General features: G+C 64.1%; 19 protein-coding genes. 7 read left to right on the forward strand and 12 right to left on the reverse strand.

Annotated features, from left to right (window positions below; translation table 11 throughout):
* Positions 1 to 62: 62 nt before the first annotated feature.
* The 6 genes from O0881_RS03940 to alkB all read right to left on the reverse strand — a co-directional run bounded on the left by O0881_RS03940 (position 63) and on the right by alkB (position 5,783).
* Positions 63 to 2,510: a transglycosylase domain-containing protein gene (locus tag O0881_RS03940; protein WP_289910257.1), complete on the reverse strand. Its 2,448-nt coding sequence runs from the start codon at positions 2,508 to 2,510 to the stop codon at positions 63 to 65.
* Between the two features lie 86 nt (positions 2,511 to 2,596).
* Complete coding sequence (locus O0881_RS03945) at positions 2,597 to 2,992, reverse strand: hypothetical protein (RefSeq protein ID WP_289910258.1); 396 nt, start codon at positions 2,990 to 2,992, stop codon at positions 2,597 to 2,599.
* Positions 2,989 to 3,807: a class D beta-lactamase gene (gene blaOXA / locus O0881_RS03950; RefSeq protein WP_289910259.1), complete on the reverse strand. Its 819-nt coding sequence runs from the start codon at positions 3,805 to 3,807 to the stop codon at positions 2,989 to 2,991. The genes O0881_RS03945 and blaOXA overlap by 4 nt, the downstream gene beginning before the upstream one ends.
* A 100-nt stretch (positions 3,808 to 3,907) precedes the next feature.
* On the reverse strand, positions 3,908 to 4,075 hold the full coding sequence (locus O0881_RS03955; RefSeq protein ID WP_289897666.1) for a hypothetical protein: 168 nt from the start codon (positions 4,073 to 4,075) through the stop codon (positions 3,908 to 3,910).
* A gap of 24 nt (positions 4,076 to 4,099) precedes the next feature.
* Positions 4,100 to 5,029, reverse strand: coding sequence for a GTP cyclohydrolase FolE2 (gene folE2 / locus O0881_RS03960; RefSeq protein ID WP_289910260.1), 930 nt, complete (start codon positions 5,027 to 5,029; stop codon positions 4,100 to 4,102).
* A 91-nt stretch (positions 5,030 to 5,120) separates the two neighbouring features.
* Positions 5,121 to 5,783, reverse strand: a complete 663-nt coding sequence (gene alkB / locus O0881_RS03965) for a DNA oxidative demethylase AlkB (RefSeq protein WP_289910261.1) — start codon at positions 5,781 to 5,783, stop codon at positions 5,121 to 5,123.
* Positions 5,784 to 5,877: 94 nt separating this feature from the next.
* On the opposite strand from alkB, the gene O0881_RS03970 reads away from it, so the two are divergent.
* Positions 5,878 to 6,348, forward strand: a complete 471-nt coding sequence (locus tag O0881_RS03970) for a heme-degrading domain-containing protein (protein WP_034786432.1) — start codon at positions 5,878 to 5,880, stop codon at positions 6,346 to 6,348.
* Here O0881_RS03970 and O0881_RS03975 read toward each other — a convergent pair.
* The 3 genes from O0881_RS03975 to O0881_RS03985 are packed head-to-tail and all read right to left on the reverse strand — an operon-like array spanning position 6,345 to position 8,525.
* Positions 6,345 to 7,037: an amino acid racemase gene (locus tag O0881_RS03975; protein WP_289910262.1), complete on the reverse strand. Its 693-nt coding sequence runs from the start codon at positions 7,035 to 7,037 to the stop codon at positions 6,345 to 6,347. The genes O0881_RS03970 and O0881_RS03975 overlap by 4 nt on opposite strands.
* A 17-nt stretch (positions 7,038 to 7,054) precedes the next feature.
* Complete coding sequence (locus O0881_RS03980; protein ID WP_251348468.1) at positions 7,055 to 7,822, reverse strand: SDR family oxidoreductase; 768 nt, start codon at positions 7,820 to 7,822, stop codon at positions 7,055 to 7,057.
* Positions 7,797 to 8,525, reverse strand: coding sequence for a GntR family transcriptional regulator (locus O0881_RS03985; protein ID WP_289910263.1), 729 nt, complete (start codon positions 8,523 to 8,525; stop codon positions 7,797 to 7,799). The genes O0881_RS03980 and O0881_RS03985 overlap by 26 nt, the downstream gene beginning before the upstream one ends.
* A gap of 135 nt (positions 8,526 to 8,660) precedes the next feature.
* On the opposite strand from O0881_RS03985, the gene O0881_RS03990 reads away from it, so the two are divergent.
* Positions 8,661 to 9,101, forward strand: coding sequence for a thioesterase family protein (locus O0881_RS03990; protein ID WP_289910264.1), 441 nt, complete (start codon positions 8,661 to 8,663; stop codon positions 9,099 to 9,101).
* A 153-nt stretch (positions 9,102 to 9,254) separates the two neighbouring features.
* Positions 9,255 to 10,619, forward strand: a complete 1,365-nt coding sequence (locus tag O0881_RS03995) for an amino acid permease (RefSeq protein WP_251348465.1) — start codon at positions 9,255 to 9,257, stop codon at positions 10,617 to 10,619.
* 76 nt (positions 10,620 to 10,695) lie between these two features.
* On the opposite strand, the gene O0881_RS04000 is transcribed toward O0881_RS03995, so the two are convergent.
* A complete protein-coding gene (locus tag O0881_RS04000) occupies positions 10,696 to 12,309 on the reverse strand; it encodes a hypothetical protein (RefSeq protein WP_289910265.1) in 1,614 nt (537 codons plus the stop codon).
* A gap of 29 nt (positions 12,310 to 12,338) precedes the next feature.
* On the opposite strand from O0881_RS04000, the gene O0881_RS04005 reads away from it, so the two are divergent.
* The 4 genes from O0881_RS04005 to O0881_RS04020 all read left to right on the forward strand — a co-directional run bounded on the left by O0881_RS04005 (position 12,339) and on the right by O0881_RS04020 (position 14,857).
* Positions 12,339 to 12,545 carry a hypothetical protein gene (locus O0881_RS04005; protein WP_289910266.1) on the forward strand — a complete coding sequence of 69 codons (207 nt, stop codon included), beginning with the start codon at positions 12,339 to 12,341 and terminating at the stop codon, positions 12,543 to 12,545.
* A gap of 20 nt (positions 12,546 to 12,565) precedes the next feature.
* Complete coding sequence (locus O0881_RS04010) at positions 12,566 to 13,909, forward strand: diguanylate cyclase (RefSeq protein WP_289910267.1); 1,344 nt, start codon at positions 12,566 to 12,568, stop codon at positions 13,907 to 13,909.
* A gap of 49 nt (positions 13,910 to 13,958) precedes the next feature.
* Positions 13,959 to 14,345: a hypothetical protein gene (locus tag O0881_RS04015; RefSeq protein ID WP_289910268.1), complete on the forward strand. Its 387-nt coding sequence runs from the start codon at positions 13,959 to 13,961 to the stop codon at positions 14,343 to 14,345.
* A gap of 68 nt (positions 14,346 to 14,413) precedes the next feature.
* Entirely contained in the window at positions 14,414 to 14,857 is a 444-nt protein-coding gene (locus O0881_RS04020) for a DUF411 domain-containing protein (RefSeq protein ID WP_099667723.1), read from the forward strand.
* A 94-nt stretch (positions 14,858 to 14,951) separates the two neighbouring features.
* Here O0881_RS04020 and O0881_RS04025 read toward each other — a convergent pair whose 3' ends face one another.
* A complete protein-coding gene (locus O0881_RS04025) occupies positions 14,952 to 17,183 on the reverse strand; it encodes an NADP-dependent isocitrate dehydrogenase (protein WP_289897656.1) in 2,232 nt (743 codons plus the stop codon).
* Positions 17,184 to 17,185: 2 nt separating this feature from the next.
* A complete protein-coding gene (locus tag O0881_RS04030; RefSeq protein WP_251348459.1) occupies positions 17,186 to 17,473 on the reverse strand; it encodes a hypothetical protein in 288 nt (95 codons plus the stop codon).
* Between the last annotated feature and the right edge of the window lie 11 nt (positions 17,474 to 17,484).

Raw genomic sequence — 17,484 nt, forward strand, 5'->3', positions numbered from 1 at the left:
GTCCCATTTTGGGACTAACGTCAATCGGGCATCCGTTCAACTGGCCAAGCCAACTGCTTCTGTTATCCCTGCGGCACAGGAACGGGTGCCGGAGCGGGCTGCGGTGCGGGAGCCGCCTCCGGCACCGCCTTGCCATGCGATTCCTGTCCGCCCTCGCCTTCGGCCGGCATGGCCAGCGGCGCGGCCGGTGCGCCTTCCTGCAGCAAATCGCCCGGCTCTTCCACGGGTTCGTCCGCGGGCTCGTCGACCGGCTCCACGTGGCGCAGCGGCGGTGGCGGCTTGCCGCCAGGGAAGATGGCGTCGCGCGACAGTTTTCCCGTGTCGAGCGCCGTCTTGAAGAAGTCGCCCACCACCAGCACGGCATTGTGGCCGCCCTGGCCCCAGTAATTGCTGCGCATGGTGACCCTGGCGTCATTGAAACCGACCCAGGCGCCGCCCACCAGTTCCGGATGCATCAGGATGAACCAGCCGTCCGCATTGTTTTGCGTCGTGCCGCTCTTGCCGGCCACGTCGGAGCGGATGCCGAAGCGGCTGCGGATGGCCGTGCCCGTGCCGCGGTCGATCACGCCGCGCATCATGTCCGTCAGGGTGGCGGCCGATGCCTGCTGCATGGCGCGCTTGGGCTTGTCTTCGCCGAAGCGGGCGATGACCTTGCCTTCGCGGTCCGTGATGTGGGTGACGACGAACGGCAGGCGCGCCTCGCCCTGGGCCGCGATGCTGGCGTAGGCGTTGACCATTTCCAATAAAGTGACGGGACTGGTGCCCAGCGCCAGCGACGGCACTTTTTCCAGCTTGCTGTCGCGGATGCCCAGCGCGCGCGCCAGCTTGATGATCGGCGGCAAGCCGACGTCCTGCATCACTTGCGCCGTGATGGTGTTTTTCGAGTACACGAGGCCGTCGCGCATGGTCATGTCGCGCCCCGTGGTGCCGCTCATGTCCGTCGGGCGCCATATCGTGCCGTCGGACGCCTTGATATCCATCACGGCATCGCGGTAGACGTGCTCGGGGCTGAGGCCCTTTTCCAGCGCCGCGCCATACACGATGGGCTTGAAGGTGGAGCCGGGCTGGCGCGCCGCCTGCGACACGTGGTCGAATTGTTCGCGCGCAAAGTCGCGGCTGCCCACCCAGGCGCGCACGGCGCCCGTGGCCGGGTCCATGGCCGCAAAGCCCGCTTCCAGGCGCGTCTTCGACTTGCGCAAGGCCGCCATGAAGGCGCGGTCGCCCTTCAGTTGCGCCAGCGCATCGTCCGGCGTGGCGCCGGCCGCCGTCAGCTTGCGGTAGTCGCCCGACTCGCGCACGAAGGCGTCGAGCAGGGCCGGATGCGATTTCCAGAAATAATCGAATGGCACGCTGCCGCCCTGCATGCCCGCATACATGCCTGTCGACGTGGATGACGGCACGCCGGCGCGGCTCCATTCCACGTCGGCGATCGCCTGCAAGGCATTCGCCTGGCGCTCGACGGCACGCTCGGCCGCCTGCTGCAAATCCTGGTCCAGCGTGGTGTGCACGATCAAGCCGTCGCGCTCCAGGTTGTAATCGTTCTCGTCGGCCCAGTCGATCAGCCACTTGCGCACATACGCCGTGAAATGGCTGTCCGATTGCGCCCGCTCGCTCTGGCGCTCGAAATGCAGGCGCAGGGGACGCTTGATCAACTGCCTGTAACGCGCCTCGTCGATGACATCATGTTTGCGCATTTGCCCCAGCACCACATTGCGCCGCTGCAAGGATCGTTCGGGATTACCGACGGGATTGTAGTAATTCGTGCCCTTGAGCATGCCGACCAGGGTGGCGCTTTCCAGGATGTCGAGGCGCGACGCAGGCTTGTCGAAGTAGGTGCGCGCCGCCATTTCGATGCCGTAGGTGTTGTACAGGAAGGGTACCGTGTTCAGGTAGGCTTCCAGGATTTCCGTCTTGCTGTAGGTGGCCTCGATTTTGAGGGCCGTGATGAGTTCCTTCAGCTTGCGGTTCAGGTTGCGCGAGCGGCCGATTTCCTCGGGGAACATATTACGCGCCAACTGCTGCGTGATGGTGGAGCCGCCCTGGGGGTTGCCTCCCGCCGTATGCAGGACGGCGCCCGCCGTACGCGTGAAATCGATGCCGTGGTGTTCATAGAAACGGTGGTCTTCCGTCGAGATCAGCGCGCTGATCACGTTCGGCGAAATCTGTTTTAACGTGACCCGTTCCTGCAAGCCCTGGTCGAAGCGGGCCAGTTCCTCGCCATCCGCGCTGACCATGGTGCTGGGCGCGGCCGCGCGCGCCTGGCGCAAGTCGTGGATGCTTGGCGTCAGGGGGATCAGCAGCAGCATGTACAGGATCACCAGCGCCAGCACGGCCAGGAACGACCATAGCCCCAGCACCAGCGCGCGCCGCACGGGCGGCAAGGTCATCAGGTGCGCGTGGCCGCGCCGGTACAGCGCCACCGCCTTTGTCCACGCCACTCCCGCCACGCGCACGGCTTGCGCGCGCGTCCATGTCCATGCCTGCCGTGCTTTTTCCTGAAACTGCTCCATGCCTGATGCCATGCTTGTAACCTTGTCTGATACCGGATGATCCGTTTCAGCAAGTATATAGGGCGGGCAACAAAGCGGGCCGGATTTTACGCCAGGCAAGCATCCAGGCGCGCCAGCGTAACGCCGACATACGCGCCCACGCAGCGCGCATCATGCGTCGTAAACGGGTTTTCCAGCTGCAGCAAGCCGCAATCGCAGATGACGGGATCGACCTGGGTCACGACGCCCAGCGCCAGGTAGCGCCAGCCATCGAGCCGGCGCACGCCCTTTACGCAGCCGGGGTTGGCGCCGAAGATGGCGTCCCAGTCGTCCTGCTCGCTGGTCATGGGCCACAATTCGAGCCGGACTTGCGTGCCGGCGGCCAGTTGCCCGCCGCCGAACTCGTCCATCACGTGCAGGCGCTGGCCCTCCACCTCGATGACGGCTTCCAGGTACTCGCCGTCGGAAGCGATGAAGGTGGCGGCGACGATGCTGGCCGTCACTTCTGTGCCTGCTCCAGCAGGGCCGGCAATTCCTTCAGCATGGCGTCGCGCGTGCGCAAGCCGGCGGATTGCTGGCCCTTCTGTTCGTCCTGCACCAGGCGCGCAAACACGATGCTGCGCTCGCCCTTGCTGGCCCAGCCCACGAACCAGCCGTAGCCATGCGCTTCGTCAAAGCTGCCGTCGGCCTTGCGCGGGAAGGCCGCGCCCGTCTTGCCATGCACTTGCCAGCCGCCCACGTCCGCCAGGCGGGTCAGGCGGCGCGTCTGCTCCATCGCCTGCTTGGTGACGGGCAACTGATCGTTGACCAGCTTGCGCAAAAAGCCCAGCTGTTCCAGCGGAGAGATCTTCAGCGAAGAACTGATCCACGAGCGCTCCAGGCTATTGTCCTTGCCCGGATCGCCCGAGACGTCCGCATTGCCGTAGCGCAAAGCCTTCGCATATTTCTGGAAGCGCTCGGCGCCCAGCGCCTGCGTGATCTGCTGCGAATACCAGACGACGGAATACTGCATCCAGCGCGACGGGTCCGTATCCTGGCGCCACGCTTCGCCGCCCCAGTCCACGTAGCCCTGGCGGTACGGCAGGGTCGGCTTGTGCTCGTCCTTGAGGAAGCCGGCGTCATAGCCCATCAGGCTGAGTGCGATCTTGAACGTGGAGGCGGGGGTGACGCGGTCGAGGCAATTACCCTCTTGCAGCAGGACGGTGCCCGTTTTGGCGTCCGCCATGGCGGTGCAGATGGTGGCGGCCTGGGCTTGCGAGGCGGCCAGGACGGCGCCTGTCAGGCCGAGGATGAACGAGAAAAATGCGCGATATTTCATGGGCCTCCGGGGTTGGGGGAGCAGGACAAAGCGAAATTGTACCGGGCAGCGCCGCGCGATGCCAGCGATGATCGCGCCGCCTTGACTCCCGCGCCTGACGCTAGCGCCCAGCCGGCCCGCCGGGCTGGCGTTCCCGCTTCAGGTGCTCCTCTTCCAGCTCGTCCATGCCCAGCTTTTCCTCGTCGATCAGCGCATGTTCGCGCCGTTCGCGCTCCAGTTCCTCTTCCAGGCTGTCATCGTTGACGTCCCGCTCGATTTTCTCCGGCATGTTGCCCTCCTCCACGGTGGTTGACTACCAATCTCCGGCAAGCTTGCCCGCCTGCGCCATGGCATCGTGCGGATGCAGGCTTTCCATATGCCGTACGGTAACACGCGCCTGCACATACGGTGGCACCAATGGCGCCAGCGCCGCCTGCACGCGGCGGGCCGCATCCTCCACATACATCAGGTTAGCACCATTGAGGCGTGCGAACGCCTGCTCGTCGGCCCGTTTCACGGCCGTCTGCAGCGGTGTCGCCAGCGCCGCTTCCACCACGTCGATCAGGGGAAACAGGTCCAGTTCCGCCTGTTCCGTCAAGGGCACGGTGACCGTCGCCGTGCTGCGCTGGCTGTGCGGCGTGGCCAGGCTCGCGTGTTCCCGCAGCCATTCACGCGCAGCCGCGCCATCGATGGGGCCCGTGCCGAACTGCGCCGCGAAGGCGTCGGCCAGCAATTGCCGCGCCAGCGCCGCCGAGCACGGGCAGGTGGACGAGTAGCCGACCTCCACCGTCAAGGACAGGGCAAAGCCCTGCGGCGAAACACTGGCCTGCAGGCGCACGGGATACGATTTCCAGCCGGACAGCCCCGCCGTCAGTAGCGCCGGCTGGCGCCGCAGCAGGGGGAACGCCAGCGCCAGCCTCGCCTGCGTGCTGCCGCAATCGGCATGGCTGTCCACCATGCGCCGCAGCACGGCGGCCAGCGCGCCCGCATCGAGCGGCTGCGCGGCGGCGAACGCGTCGAGCAGCAGATACAGGCGCGACATGTGGATGCCCTTCACGTGCGGGTCGGGCAAGTCGACCTGCACGTCGGCCCAGGCATGCACTTGCTGCGCCTGCCCGCCCTCTTCCAGCCACAGGGGCAAGGCGATGCCCTGCATGCCGACCCACTCGAGCGGCAAGGGGTGGCCCAGATGGGGGCCGGCCGCCACGTCGGGCAGGGGCGAGGAAATCGGATCGCGCTTCATGCTGAACACTCCATATGCAAACAAGTTGCATATCATGGAGAAAAACGGCCACATTTGCAAGTATCTTGCATTAATGGGACGTATTGACGGATCAGCTGGCCTTGCGAAACGTCAAATTGATGCGCTGCGCGCCCAGCAGCGCGTGTTCGCCTTCCTTCAGGGGCGCCACGCCGTGGAAGCGCAGGCGGTCGGCGCCGCCCCACACCACCACGTCGCCATGCAGCAAGACGATGCGCGCTGCCTTGTCGGCCCGCTCCGCGCCGCCGAACAGGAAAGTGGCGGGCAGCCCCAGCGAAACGGAAACGATGGGCGCGGTGAAGTCGCATTCATCGCGGTCCTGGTGCAGGGCCATGCGCGCACCGGGGGCATAACGGTTGACGAGGCAGGCGTCGGGCGTGAAGTCCGGATAGCCGGCCTCCAGCGCCGCCTGCCGCGCCAGGCGCAGGAACACGGGCGGCATGGGCGGCCAGGGAAGGCCGCTGACCGGATCGTGCCGCGCGTAGCGGTAGCCGCGCCCATCCGTGACCCAGCCCAGGGGGCCGCAATTGCTCATGGCAACCGACATGCGCAAGCCGCCCGGCGTGGCCATGTGGCGCAGGGGCGCCGCCAGCACGACGGCGTCCAGCGCCGGCAGCATCTCGTGCAGGTACGGCAGCGCAAAACCGCGCAGCAGGACCGACGCGCGCGAGCCTGGCACCAGCGGCACCGGGCCGGCCGGGATCTGGTCTTCATCGGCAAACAGGGACAGGTTCATGCCGCTTATTTTAGCCGCGCCACGGAAAAAGCGCGCGCGGCCGGCCCATGGTGCGCTACAGTAGCGCTTCCAGCCACTACCGCCCTCCTCCACGATGGATCATTACGCCGATTTGCTGCAAACCCTGGCGCAACAGGAAGAATCCCTGCAATTCGAACGCTTCGACAACGACGCCGCGCTGGCCGTGGGCCTGTGGATCGTCGAGGAAGTGCGCAAGCGGGGCAAGGCCGTCACCGTCAACATCACGCGCAACGGTCAGATCCTGTTCCACCACGCCATGACGGGCGCCACGGCGGACCAGGCGGACTGGATACGCCGCAAGAACAACACGGTGCAGCGCTTTTGCCGCAGCTCCTATTACATGGGCATCTCGTACAAGAGCCGCGGCAGCACCTTCGAAGACGTGAAATACCTCGATGACATCGAGTACGCGGGCCACGGCGGCGCGTTCCCCCTGCTGATACGCGGCGTGGGACTGGTCGGCACGGTCACCGTTTCCGGCCTGGCGCAGGCGGACGACCACGCGCTGGTGGTGGCCGCGCTGCAGGCGCAGCTGGAACGCTAGGTTTCCAGCGCCCGGCGCAGGGCGGCGCGCGCCAGCAAGCGCGTGGAATCGAGCGTCGGCAGCGGCGAATTGGCGTCGCTGATGATCAGCGGGATCTCCGTGCAGCCGAGGATGACGGCATCGCAGCCCTGCTCCCGCAGGCCGGCGATGATGGCCTGGAAGCGCGCCACGCTGTCCCCCTTGACCACGCCCGGCACCAGCTCTTCCATGATGATGCGGTTGATCTCGCTGCGTTCGTCCTCGCCGGGCCGCACGCAAGCGATGCCGCGCGCGGCCAGCCTGTCCGGATACACGGCACTGTCGACCAGCCAGCGCGTACCCGTCAAGCCCACCCGTTGGACACCGCGCGCCGCCGCTTCGGCGGCCACGACGTCGACGATATGCAGCCATGGCAGCGGCGAACGGGGCGCCATCAGCTCGAATGCCTGGTGGATGGTGTTGTCGGGGCAGATCAGGAAATCGGCGCCGGCGGCGGCCAGCTTGCGCGCCGACGCCAGCATCAGTTCAGCCACGCCTGCCAGGTCGCCCCCGTTCAGGCAATCCACGTAACGCGCCAGCGACGGCGTGTGCATCGATACTTCCGGGTGTTCATATGGCCCCAGCGCATGCGCGCCCTCTTCGCAGATCGTGCGGTAGCACAGGGCCGCGCCTTCGGCCGAGCAGCCGACGATGCCGATATGTTGTGTCATGCGATCTTCCTTTTCAATTAAATACGCTGGCCGCCGTCGATGGGGATTTCGGCGCCCGTGATGTACGAGGCGCGCTCGCTGCACAGGAACTCCACCAGGTCCGCCACTTCGGCCGTCGTGCCCAGGCGGCGCAGGGGGATTTGCGTGTCGACGATGTGCGAAGTGCCCGGCGACAGGATGGCCGTGTCGATCTCGCCCGGCGCGATGGCGTTCACGCGCACGTTCAGCGGCGCCATGTCGTTGGCCATTTCGCGCGTCAGCGACGCCAGCGCCGCCTTCGAACTGGCGTAGGCCGAACCGGCAAAAGGATGCACGCGGTAGCCGGCGATCGAGCACAGATTCACCACGGAGCCGCGCGCGTTCGACAATTCCTGCGCAAAGCCGCGCGTCAGCGCCAGCGGCGCAAAGAAATTCGTGTTGTACATTTCCTGCCACGTCTGCATGTCGGTGGTGAGCGAATTGACGCGCGAACCGCCCGGCCCCTTCGGCGACACGCCCGCATTGTTGACCAGCGCGTGCAGTTTGGCGTCGCCCAGCATGGGGCGCAGCGTCTCGACCATCTGCCCGATCTGGCTCAGGTCCGACAAATCCATGCACACATGCGTGTTGTGCTCCTGGCTGCGCGGGCAGCCGCCGGGAATCGGGCTGCGCGAGACGGTGATGACCCTCCAGCCCAGGCTGCGGAAGCGTTCCGCGACGGCATGGCCGATGCCGCGGCTGGCGCCCGTGACGATGGCGGTTTTCTGTTCCATGTTCTGTTCAATCTTGTGCTTGATGTGCGTCATGTTCTTCCTTGTCTTCTTCGGTTGCGCCGGCGTGGAGGCGCTCCTGGCGCATCACGTAGGCCAGCATCTGCGTGCCGCCGTCGAGGATGTCCTGCTCGATGGCGCGCCGCGCGGCCCCGCTGTCGCGCTGGCGCAGCGCGCTGATGATGGCGTGGTGGTGGCCCACCCGCATGTCGGGCGAAAAGCTGGCGTAGCCGGCGGCGATCAGGGGCGCCGTCTGCATCCACAGATGGTCGACGAAGCGTTTCAAGGTCGGCATGCCGGCCGCCTGCGCCAGGCCCAGGTGAAACGCCTGGTTGCATTGCAGCGCCGCGGCCAGGTCGTGCCGCGCGATGGCCTCTTCATTCGCCTGCAGCAGGCGCTCCAGGTCGGCCAGGGTGGCGGCGTCGATGCGCTGCGCCGCCTCCGCCGCGCCCAGGCCTTCCAGCTCCAGGCGCAGCGCGCGGATTTCCAGGTAGCGCGCCACGCTCAGCACGGGCACGCGGAAGTCGCGCGGCGAGCGCAGCACCAGCGCCTCTTCCTGCACCAGCTGCAACATGGCGTCGCGCACGGGCGTGACGCTGGTGCCCAGCTGCTGCGCCAGTTCGCGGATGCGCAGCCGGTCATTCGGCTGGAAGCGCCCGGCCGCCAGCGCTTCGCGCAGCATGGCGTACACGGACTTGCCCAGATTGACGTGCAGCAGAGTGTCCAATGAATGGTTCATGCGTGTTTCTGATCGCTGATAAATTATGATGCATCATACATCAATGGGAAAACAGTGTTTTTCCACGCGTGTGCCGCAGACAGGAAGCGCCGCGAGACCGTACAATCAGCCGCCACCGTATCGAAAGGAATGCTCTTGAACTGGGATTATCCGCACGCCCATACCCTGCCCGTCACGCCCGAACCGGGCGACATCGACGGCTTGCAGCACACGAATAACGCCGTCTACGTGCGCTGGTGCGAGCACATCGCCTGGCACCATTCGGCCACCCTGGGGCTGGACCTGGACGATTACCGGCGCCTGGACCGGGCCATGGCGATACGCCGCGGCGAATACGACTATTTGCTGCCGACGCGGGCCGGCGAAGCGCTGACCCTGGCCACCTGGCTGTGCGCCAGCGATGGCCGTTCCAGCATGGAGCGGCGCTTCCAGCTGGTCCGCGACAGCGACGGCACCACCGTCGTGCGCGGACGCTGGGACTTGATCTGCATCGAATTGAGCAGCGGCCGCGCGCGCCGCCTGCCGCCCGAGTTCCTGGCCACCTACGAACCGGCCATCGTCGCGGCCGGCGCGTAAAAGCGGACGCCTGGGCCGCCGTTTTGCGCGCCGTTCGGCGAAGATGCGGGGCTTTTCTTGCGCCTCCGCAGTGCAACATGCATTTCGCTCCTGATTTGCCCATTCATGCTTTAGAATCAGCGACCTCAGCCCCGTAAAAACAGGATAAAACATATGACGGCAGTCGGGATTACCGAACCACAAGAGCTCAAGCGCGGCCTGAAAAGCCGCCACATCCAGCTCATCGCCCTGGGCGGCGCCATCGGCACCGGCCTGTTTCTGGGCATCGCGCAAACCATCAAGATGGCCGGCCCTTCAGTGCTGCTGGGTTATGGCATCGCCGGCGTCATCGCCTTCCTGATCATGCGCCAGCTGGGCGAGATGGTGGTCGACGAGCCCGTCGCCGGCTCCTTCAGCTACTTTGCCGACAAATACTGCGGCCACCTGCCCGGCTTCCTGTCGGGCTGGAATTACTGGGTGCTGTATGTGCTCGTCAGCATGGCCGAACTGACGGCCGTCGGCATCTACGTGCAGTACTGGTGGCCGGGCGTGCCCACCTGGGTGTCGGCGCTCGTCTTCTTTTGCGTGATTAACGCCATCAGCTTGTTGAATGTCAAAGCCTTCGGCGAGATGGAATTCTGGTTCGCCCTCATCAAGGTGGTCGCCATCATCGGCATGATCGTCTTCGGCGCGTACCTGCTGGCCTCCGGCGACGCGGGCCCGCAGGCGTCGGTGGCCAACCTGTGGCAGCACGGCGGCTTCTTCCCGAATGGCTGGCAGGGACTGGTGATGGCCATGGCCGTCATCATGTTCTCGTTCGGCGGCCTGGAACTGGTCGGCATCACGGCGGCAGAGGCGGATGACCCGAGCACGACGATCCCGCGCGCCACCAACCAGGCCATCTACCGCATCCTGATCTTTTATATCGGCGCACTCGGCATCCTGCTGTCGCTGTACCCGTGGCAAAACGTCGTCACCGGCGGCAGCCCCTTCGTGCTGATCTTCCATGCGCTCGACAGCAATCTGGTGGCCACGGCCCTGAACGTGGTGGTGCTGACGGCCGCCCTGTCCGTCTACAACAGCGGCGTGTACTGCAACACGCGCATGCTGTTCGGCCTGGCCAAGCAAGGCAATGCGCCGCGCGCGCTGCTGCACCTGAACCGCCGCGGCGTGCCGCTGGTCGCCCTGGGCGTGTCGGCCCTGGCGACGGGCGCCTGCGTGGTGGTCAATTACTTCATGCCGGGCGAAGCGTTCGAAGTGCTGATGGGACTCGTGGTGTCGGCGCTGATCATCAACTGGGCCATGATCAGCTGGATCCACCTGCGCTTCCGCGCGCAGAAAAAAATCGAAGGCAAGACGACCCTGTTCCAGAGTCTGGGCTACCCGTTCACCAACTACCTGTGCCTGGCGTTCCTGGCCGGCATCCTGGTGATCATGTACCTGACGCCAGGCCTGCGCATTTCCGTCTACCTGATTCCCGTGTGGCTCGCCGCGCTGGGCGTCGGCTACTGGATCAAGCAAAGCAAGGCCAAAGCGTAAGCTATTTGCGCCGCATCAAACAAAAAGCCCGTCTTCGCAGGAAAACGGGCTTTTTTTAATATGAGGCAAGGGGCAATTAACGGACCGCCTCCTCGGGCGGCACATCGGCTTGCCACAGGCTGATGGTCTGGCCCGCATACGACTGCAGCAGCACGTCGTCGCTCAAGGTCAGCAGCGCCTGCTTGCGCTGTTCCAGCCGCGCTTCGGGCGTCATCTCCTTCTCGCCCGACTTGTATGGCCCCAGCACGGGCAGCAAGTCGCGCAGCACGGAGAAATTGCCCGGCGTGGTCTTGTCCGATTGCAGCTTGCCCAGGAAATACTTCATGACGTGTTCGGACTGGCTGCCCTCCTGCCGCAAGCTCGCCTTCACCATCTTGCCATCCTTGTAGGCCACTTGCGCCTCGCTGCTGGCCGTATCCTCGATCTGGTGGTAGGTATAGTTCTGCGATTCCGTGTTGTCCAGCAGGCGCAGCGGCACGCCGGGGACCAGCGTCTGGTGGTAGCTGGCGCTGAGCTTCGATTGCTGCTGCTGCCTGATCGAACGCGCGTCCTGGCTGGCGCCGGCCTGCTCCGTCTTTTGCGACACTTCATAATTGAAGCCATCCTTTTCCGCGCTGCGCATGGGATTGCTGAATTTCACGGTCTGCGACACGGAGGCGCTGAAATCGGCCAGCCCCGTCAGGATGGACTTGTCCTCGGCCGCCAGGCGCCACTTGCCTGTCTCGGGATTGTCCGTGGCCACTTGCGGTGCGGCGGTATTGCTGTGCAAGGCAGTGAAGCTATCCTTGAGCATGGCCATCAAGCCCGCGTCGCCATGGCCGCGCGACGCCGCCTGGTCGAATTGCTTCATATAGCTGCCCAGCGCCTTGGCTTGCCGCTCGGGGCTGCCCAGGGTATTGAGCGCGCTGGCATCGACCTTCAGGTCCAGGCTGCCGGCCTCGCCGCTGAAGCTGACCTTGCGCTGCGCGCCATCGGCCTGGAAATCCAGGGTTTGGGTACTTTCCGTTTCGCCGCGCACCTTGACTTCCGCATGCAGCTTCACCGACTCGAGCACTTGCTGGTCGAACTGCATCAAGCCTTCCAGCTTGATTTTCGGCGTGCTTTGTCCCATGCCGTCGATGGCCTCCTGAAAACCTTTCGCCAGCTCGCCCAGGGCGCTCGCTTCAGCGTCGCTGAGGTCGCCGCTGGTCGTCATGTTCACGGCCAGGCCGTCGCCCTGGCTGTCGAGCGACAGCTTGACTTCCACGCCGCTCTTCGTCGTGATGCTGAGGGAAACCCGGTCTTCGCCATTGCCATGCAGGCTGCCGGGCGCGATGCCGGACGCCGCATAGATGTTCGGCGTGGTGCTCGGCGGCGGCTGCCGCATCGCCTGCGAGAAATTGTAGTTTCCCAGCTTGGCCTGTCCCAGCATGGCCGCGCCCAGGCCGCTGAAGCGGCCGCCAAACGCATACGAAGAAAAACTCTTCGTCATCGCCTCGCTCACCTTGTCGCGCGTCGCGCTTTCCCACACCATCGGTGGTTTGACGAGCGCCGCCGGCTTGCCGTCGTTCACGCTTTCCGGGCTGAGAGCAACGATGGACGATGGCGTCGATACGGGCGACGGCGCTGCCGCCTCCGCGCGGTTCGACGTGGCGGCGGCAGCCCGCGACGGGGCGCTGTTCCAGCTGGACAGTGGAGAAATGGAGGTCATGGCGCTGTCACCTTGCAAATAGAGAGAAGATGCATCATAAAAGTTCGATATGGTTAAGTATTTTGCAATTACCTGGCGCCAGGCAAACCTTGCGTCACGTTTCTGGCGTGATGGCAAGTACTGCATGGCAATACTGCATTAACGGCAAGAAACGGAAAAGCATGAGCGTCGGGGAAATGAAACATTTTCATGCCGCCGACCTCGCCTACCCCCAACAAGTTGAATCACTGCCGTGAATGTCCATTAAAATGCCACCATGGAACACAAGATTCTGCGCGCGCCGCTGGCCAGCTTTACCGACTTGTTGCTCGATGCCGTGTGCATGGTCGACGTGGAGGGGCGCTTTGTTTTCGTCAGCGCCGCCTGCGAACGCATCTTCGGCTATACGCAGCAGGAAATGATCGGCAAGCTCATGCTCGACATGGTTGCCCCGGCCGACCGCGCGCGCACCCTGGCGGCCGCGCGCGCCATCATGGATGGCCATGCCCAGACGCACTTCGAGAACCGCTACCTGCGCAAGGATGGCAGCCTGGCGCACATCATGTGGTCCGCCCGCTGGTCCGCCGCCGACCAGCTGCGCGTGGCCGTGGCGCGCGACGTCACCCTGCTGAAACAGGCGCAGGCAAAGCAGGCCGCGCTGTACGCCATCTCCGAAGCCATGCAGGCGACGCAAGACTTGTCCGCCTTGCTGCACCGCATCCAGCACATCATCGGCGAACACTTGCCCACGCGCAGCCTGACCTTGCTGCTGCATGACGAACACGGCGCCCAGCCTCCCATGACCTCGCATGCCGACGACAGCGCGCCGCAGCCCACGTCATCGCTGGCCAGCCTGCTGTGCGACGAAGTCCTGCGCAGCGGCCGCCCCCTGCTGCTGCAGACGGGACAACTGGCCGGCCTGCCGGCGGCGCTGCAAACGGCGGCCTGCGCCCTGTCCTCGTGCTGGCTGGCCGTGCCGCTGTATTCTTCCCTGGGCAGCATCGGCGCGCTGGCCTTGCAAGGCGGCCAGGATGCCGTCATCGGCACGGAGCAGGACCAGGATTTGCTGCAATTTGTCGCCAAGCAACTTGCCACCGCCATCGAGCGCCGGCAGTTGCAGACGCAGATGCAATTCATGGCCATGCACGACGAACTGACCCGCCTGCCGAACCGCCGCCTGTTCCACGACCGCCTGCACACGGCCTTCGCGCGCGCGCACCGCCAGGAAGGCCGGCTGTCGCTGCTGTTCCTCGACCTCGACAACTTCAAGCGGGTCAACGACGACCACGGCCATGCCTGCGGCGACCTGCTGCTGCAAACGGTGGCGAGCCGCCTGCGCGATTGCATGCGCGAAACCGACACCCTGGCCAGGATGGGCGGCGATGAATTCGTCGTGCTTTTGGAAAGCAATGCCGCGCCCGCCGACGTCAGCCTGATCGAGCAAAAGATCCACGCGGCCCTGGCTGCGCCGCTGCACCTGGGCAACGGACAGCATTTGCAGATCGCCGTCAGCATCGGCGTGGCCCACTATCCGGAAGACGGCGATACCATGCAACTGCTGCTGCGCCATGCGGACCGCGCCATGTACGCGTCGAAAATGCTGGCCGCCGCCTCGCGCTAGCGGACGCCCGCTCCTGACGGCAGTTGCCCCTATGCTATACTTTCCGGCGATGCTAAGACTCTTCAAAACATGGCTGATCCTGCTGCTGATCGCGGCGGTGCCGCTGCAAGCGGCCGCTGCGGGCGCCACGCGGCTATGCGCGCCGCTCGCTGACGAGCCTGCCGTCGCGATGACAGCGGCTTGCCAGCATCACGCTGCGCGCTCATCCGCTGTCGCGGACAGCGCCGGCACGCCGGAAAACGACAAGACCCCTGCCAAGCACCCCGCGTGCGGCGCCTGCGCCAGCTTTTGCCTGGGCGCGCTGATGCCGCCTGGCCTCGCCCTGCCTGCCGCCGCCTGCAGCGGCGCACAACAAGTCACCATCGCAACGGCCACCTTGCTGACGGGATTCATTCCCGACGGCCCGCGCCGGCCGCCGCGGCCGCTTTCCGCTTAAATTCCAAGCTCGTCCCAAGCAAGCCACCAAGGTGGCCACGATAGCCCTATTCCGTCTGAAAGCAACACATGATCAAACATTTCTTATTGCGCGGCGCCTTCGCCGCCATGCTGGGCCTGCCCACGTTCGCCATGGCGGCCCTGCCCGTCATCGAAGTCTACAAGAGCGCCTCGTGCGGCTGCTGTGCCGACTGGATCAAGCACCTGGAAGCGAACGGCTTTACGGTCCGCGCGAAAAATGTCGAGATGCCGGCGCAATACCGCAAGCTGGCCGGCATTCCCGACGCGCTCGGCTCCTGCCACACTGGCCTCGTCAACGGCTACGCCATCGAAGGCCATGTACCGGCCAGCGAGATCAAGCAGTTGCTGCGTGACAAACCCAAGGCGAAAGGCCTGGCCGTGCCGGCAATGCCGATGGGCTCGCCAGGCATGGAAGGACCGCGCAAGGATGCGTATGACGTCTTGCTGGTCAAGAACAATGGCAGCACCGAGGTCTACAAGCACTACAAGTAAACCTGCACGGAAATGAAAAACGCCGCCGGAATCGCTTCCGGCGGCGTTTTTTTATCAGGCAGCAGTTAAGAACTTACTGCCTGTCAAGACTGCATCAGATGCTGTCCAGCACCGCATTCAGGCTGGCGCTAGGACGCATGACGGCTTCCGTCTTCGCCGGATCTGGCAGGTAGTAGCCGCCGATATCCGTTTCCTTGCCTTGTACTGCTTTCAGCTCGGCAACGATCTTTTCTTCGTTGTCGGCCAGGGCCTTGGCCACCGGCGCAAAATGCGCTGCCAGTTCCGCATCGTCCTTCTGCGCAGCCAGGGCTTGCGCCCAGTACATGGCCAGGTAGAAATGGCTGCCGCGGTTGTCCAGCTCGCCGGTACGTGGCGATGGCGACTTGTTGTTGTCCAGCAGCTTGCCGGTGGCTTCATCCAGGGTTTTCGCGAGGATTTTGGCCTTCGCATTGCCCGTCTTGATGCCCATGTCTTCCAGCGACACGGCCAGGGCCAGGAACTCGCCCAGCGAATCCCAGCGCAAATGGTTTTCTTCCACCAGTTGCTTGACGTGTTTCGGTGCCGAACCGCCGGCGCCCGTTTCGTACATGCCGCCACCGGCCATCAATGGCACGATCGACAACATCTTGGCGGACGTGCCCAGTTCCAGGATCGGGAACAGGTCGGTCAGGTAATCGCGCAGGATGTTGCCGGTCACCGAGATGGTGTCCAGGCCGCGGAAGGCGCGTTCCAGGGTGTAACGCATGGCGCGCGTCTGCGACATGATCTGGATGTCCAGGCCCTTGGTGTCGTGCTCCTTCAGGTAAACCTGTACCTTCTTGATGACTTCGTTCTCGTGCGGACGGTAGGAATCGAGCCAGAACACGGCAGGCATGCCCGAATTGCGCGCGCGCGTGACGGCCAGCTTGACCCAGTCGCGGATCGGTGCGTCCTTGACCTGGCACATGCGCCAGATATCGCCCTCTTCCACCGTTTGCGTCAGCAGCACTTCGCCCGTTTCCAGGTCGGTGATGTTGGCGATGCCGCCTTCCGGCACTTCAAACGTCTTGTCGTGCGAACCGTACTCTTCCGCTTGCTGCGCCATCAGACCCACGTTCGGCACGGTGCCCATGGTCTTCGGATCGAAGTTGCCATGCCATTTGCAGAAGCCGATCATTTCCTGGTAGATGCGCGCGAAAGTCGATTCCGGCATGACGGCCTTGACGTCCTTCGGACGGCCATCGGCGCCCCACATCTTGCCGCCGATACGGATCATGGCTGGCATCGACGCGTCGACGATGATGTCGTTCGGCGAATGGAAGTTGGTGATGCCCTTGGCCGAATCGACCATGGCCAGTTCCGGACGGTTGGCGTGGCAGGCGTGCAAATCTTTCAGCACTTCATCTTTTTGCGACGCTGGCAGGGTTTCGATCTTGTCGTACAGGTTGCTCATGCCATTGTTGACATTCACGCCCAGCTTGTCGAACAGCGCGGCGTGCTTGGCGAACGCGTCCTTGTAGAAGATGCGCACGCAGTGGCCGAAAACGATAGGGTGCGACACCTTCATCATGGTCGCCTTGACGTGCAGCGAGAACATCACGCCCGTCTTGAAGGCGTCGTCGATTTCCTTCTCGTAGAACTCCAGCAGCGCTTTCTTGCTCATGAACATGCTGTCGATGATTTCGCCCGCTTGCAGGGAAACCTTCGGTTTCAGCACGATGGTCTTGCCCGAGGCCGTGACCAGTTCCATCTTGACGTCGCGCGCCTTTTCCAGCGTCAGCGATTTTTCGCCGTGGTAGAAGTCGCCATGGTGCATGTGCGACACGTGCGTTTGCGACGACTGGCTCCACTCGCCCATCGAATGCGGGTGCTTGCGAGCATACTCTTTGACGGCCTTCGGTGCGCGGCGGTCGGAATTGCCTTCGCGCAAGACCGGGTTGACCGAGCTGCCGATGCACTTGCCGTAGCGGGCTTTCAGGGCTTTTTCTTCGTCCGTCTTCGCATCTTCCGGGTAATCCGGCAGCTTGTAGCCACGGCCTTGCAATTCGCGCACGCAGGCGATCAGCTGGCCTTGCGAGGCGCTGATGTTCGGCAGTTTGATGATGTTGGTGTCCGGACTCTGGGTCAATTTGCCCAGTTCAGCCAGGGTATTCGGGACTTTTTGCGCGTCCGTCAGGAATTCGGGAAATTCAGCCAGTACACGGGCCGCCACCGAAATATCGCTGGCGACCACGTCCACGCCAGCCGGCGCGGTGAATTTTTTGATAATTGGCAGCAGGGAATACGTCGCGAGCAGCGGCGCCTCGTCAGTCAGCGTGTAGATGATTTTGGATTTTTGTGTTGCCATGTTCATTCCCTTGTATGCGGTGATGCCTGGTGGTTAACTTTCTTCATTCCAAACACAGGACGGTTAGCCTTGCTTTGGACGGCTAGTGTGCCGGCGGTGACGCCGTGCTTGCCCACCACGTATTTTAGACTGTCCTGCCGCTGTTTGTGTATCAGATGGCGACGAATCTTATATAAGACAGCAAATATCCGGATCTGAAGGCCCAGGATGGTCATTTTCCGCGCTGAAATGCCCTCCAGGCATGCGCGCGGCATGTATGCGGCCGTGGCGGCAATGAATATATTAATCATTATAAATCGTA

Source organism: Janthinobacterium sp. SUN100, assembly GCF_030397705.1.
GTDB lineage: Bacteria > Pseudomonadota > Gammaproteobacteria > Burkholderiales > Burkholderiaceae_D > Janthinobacterium > Janthinobacterium kumbetense.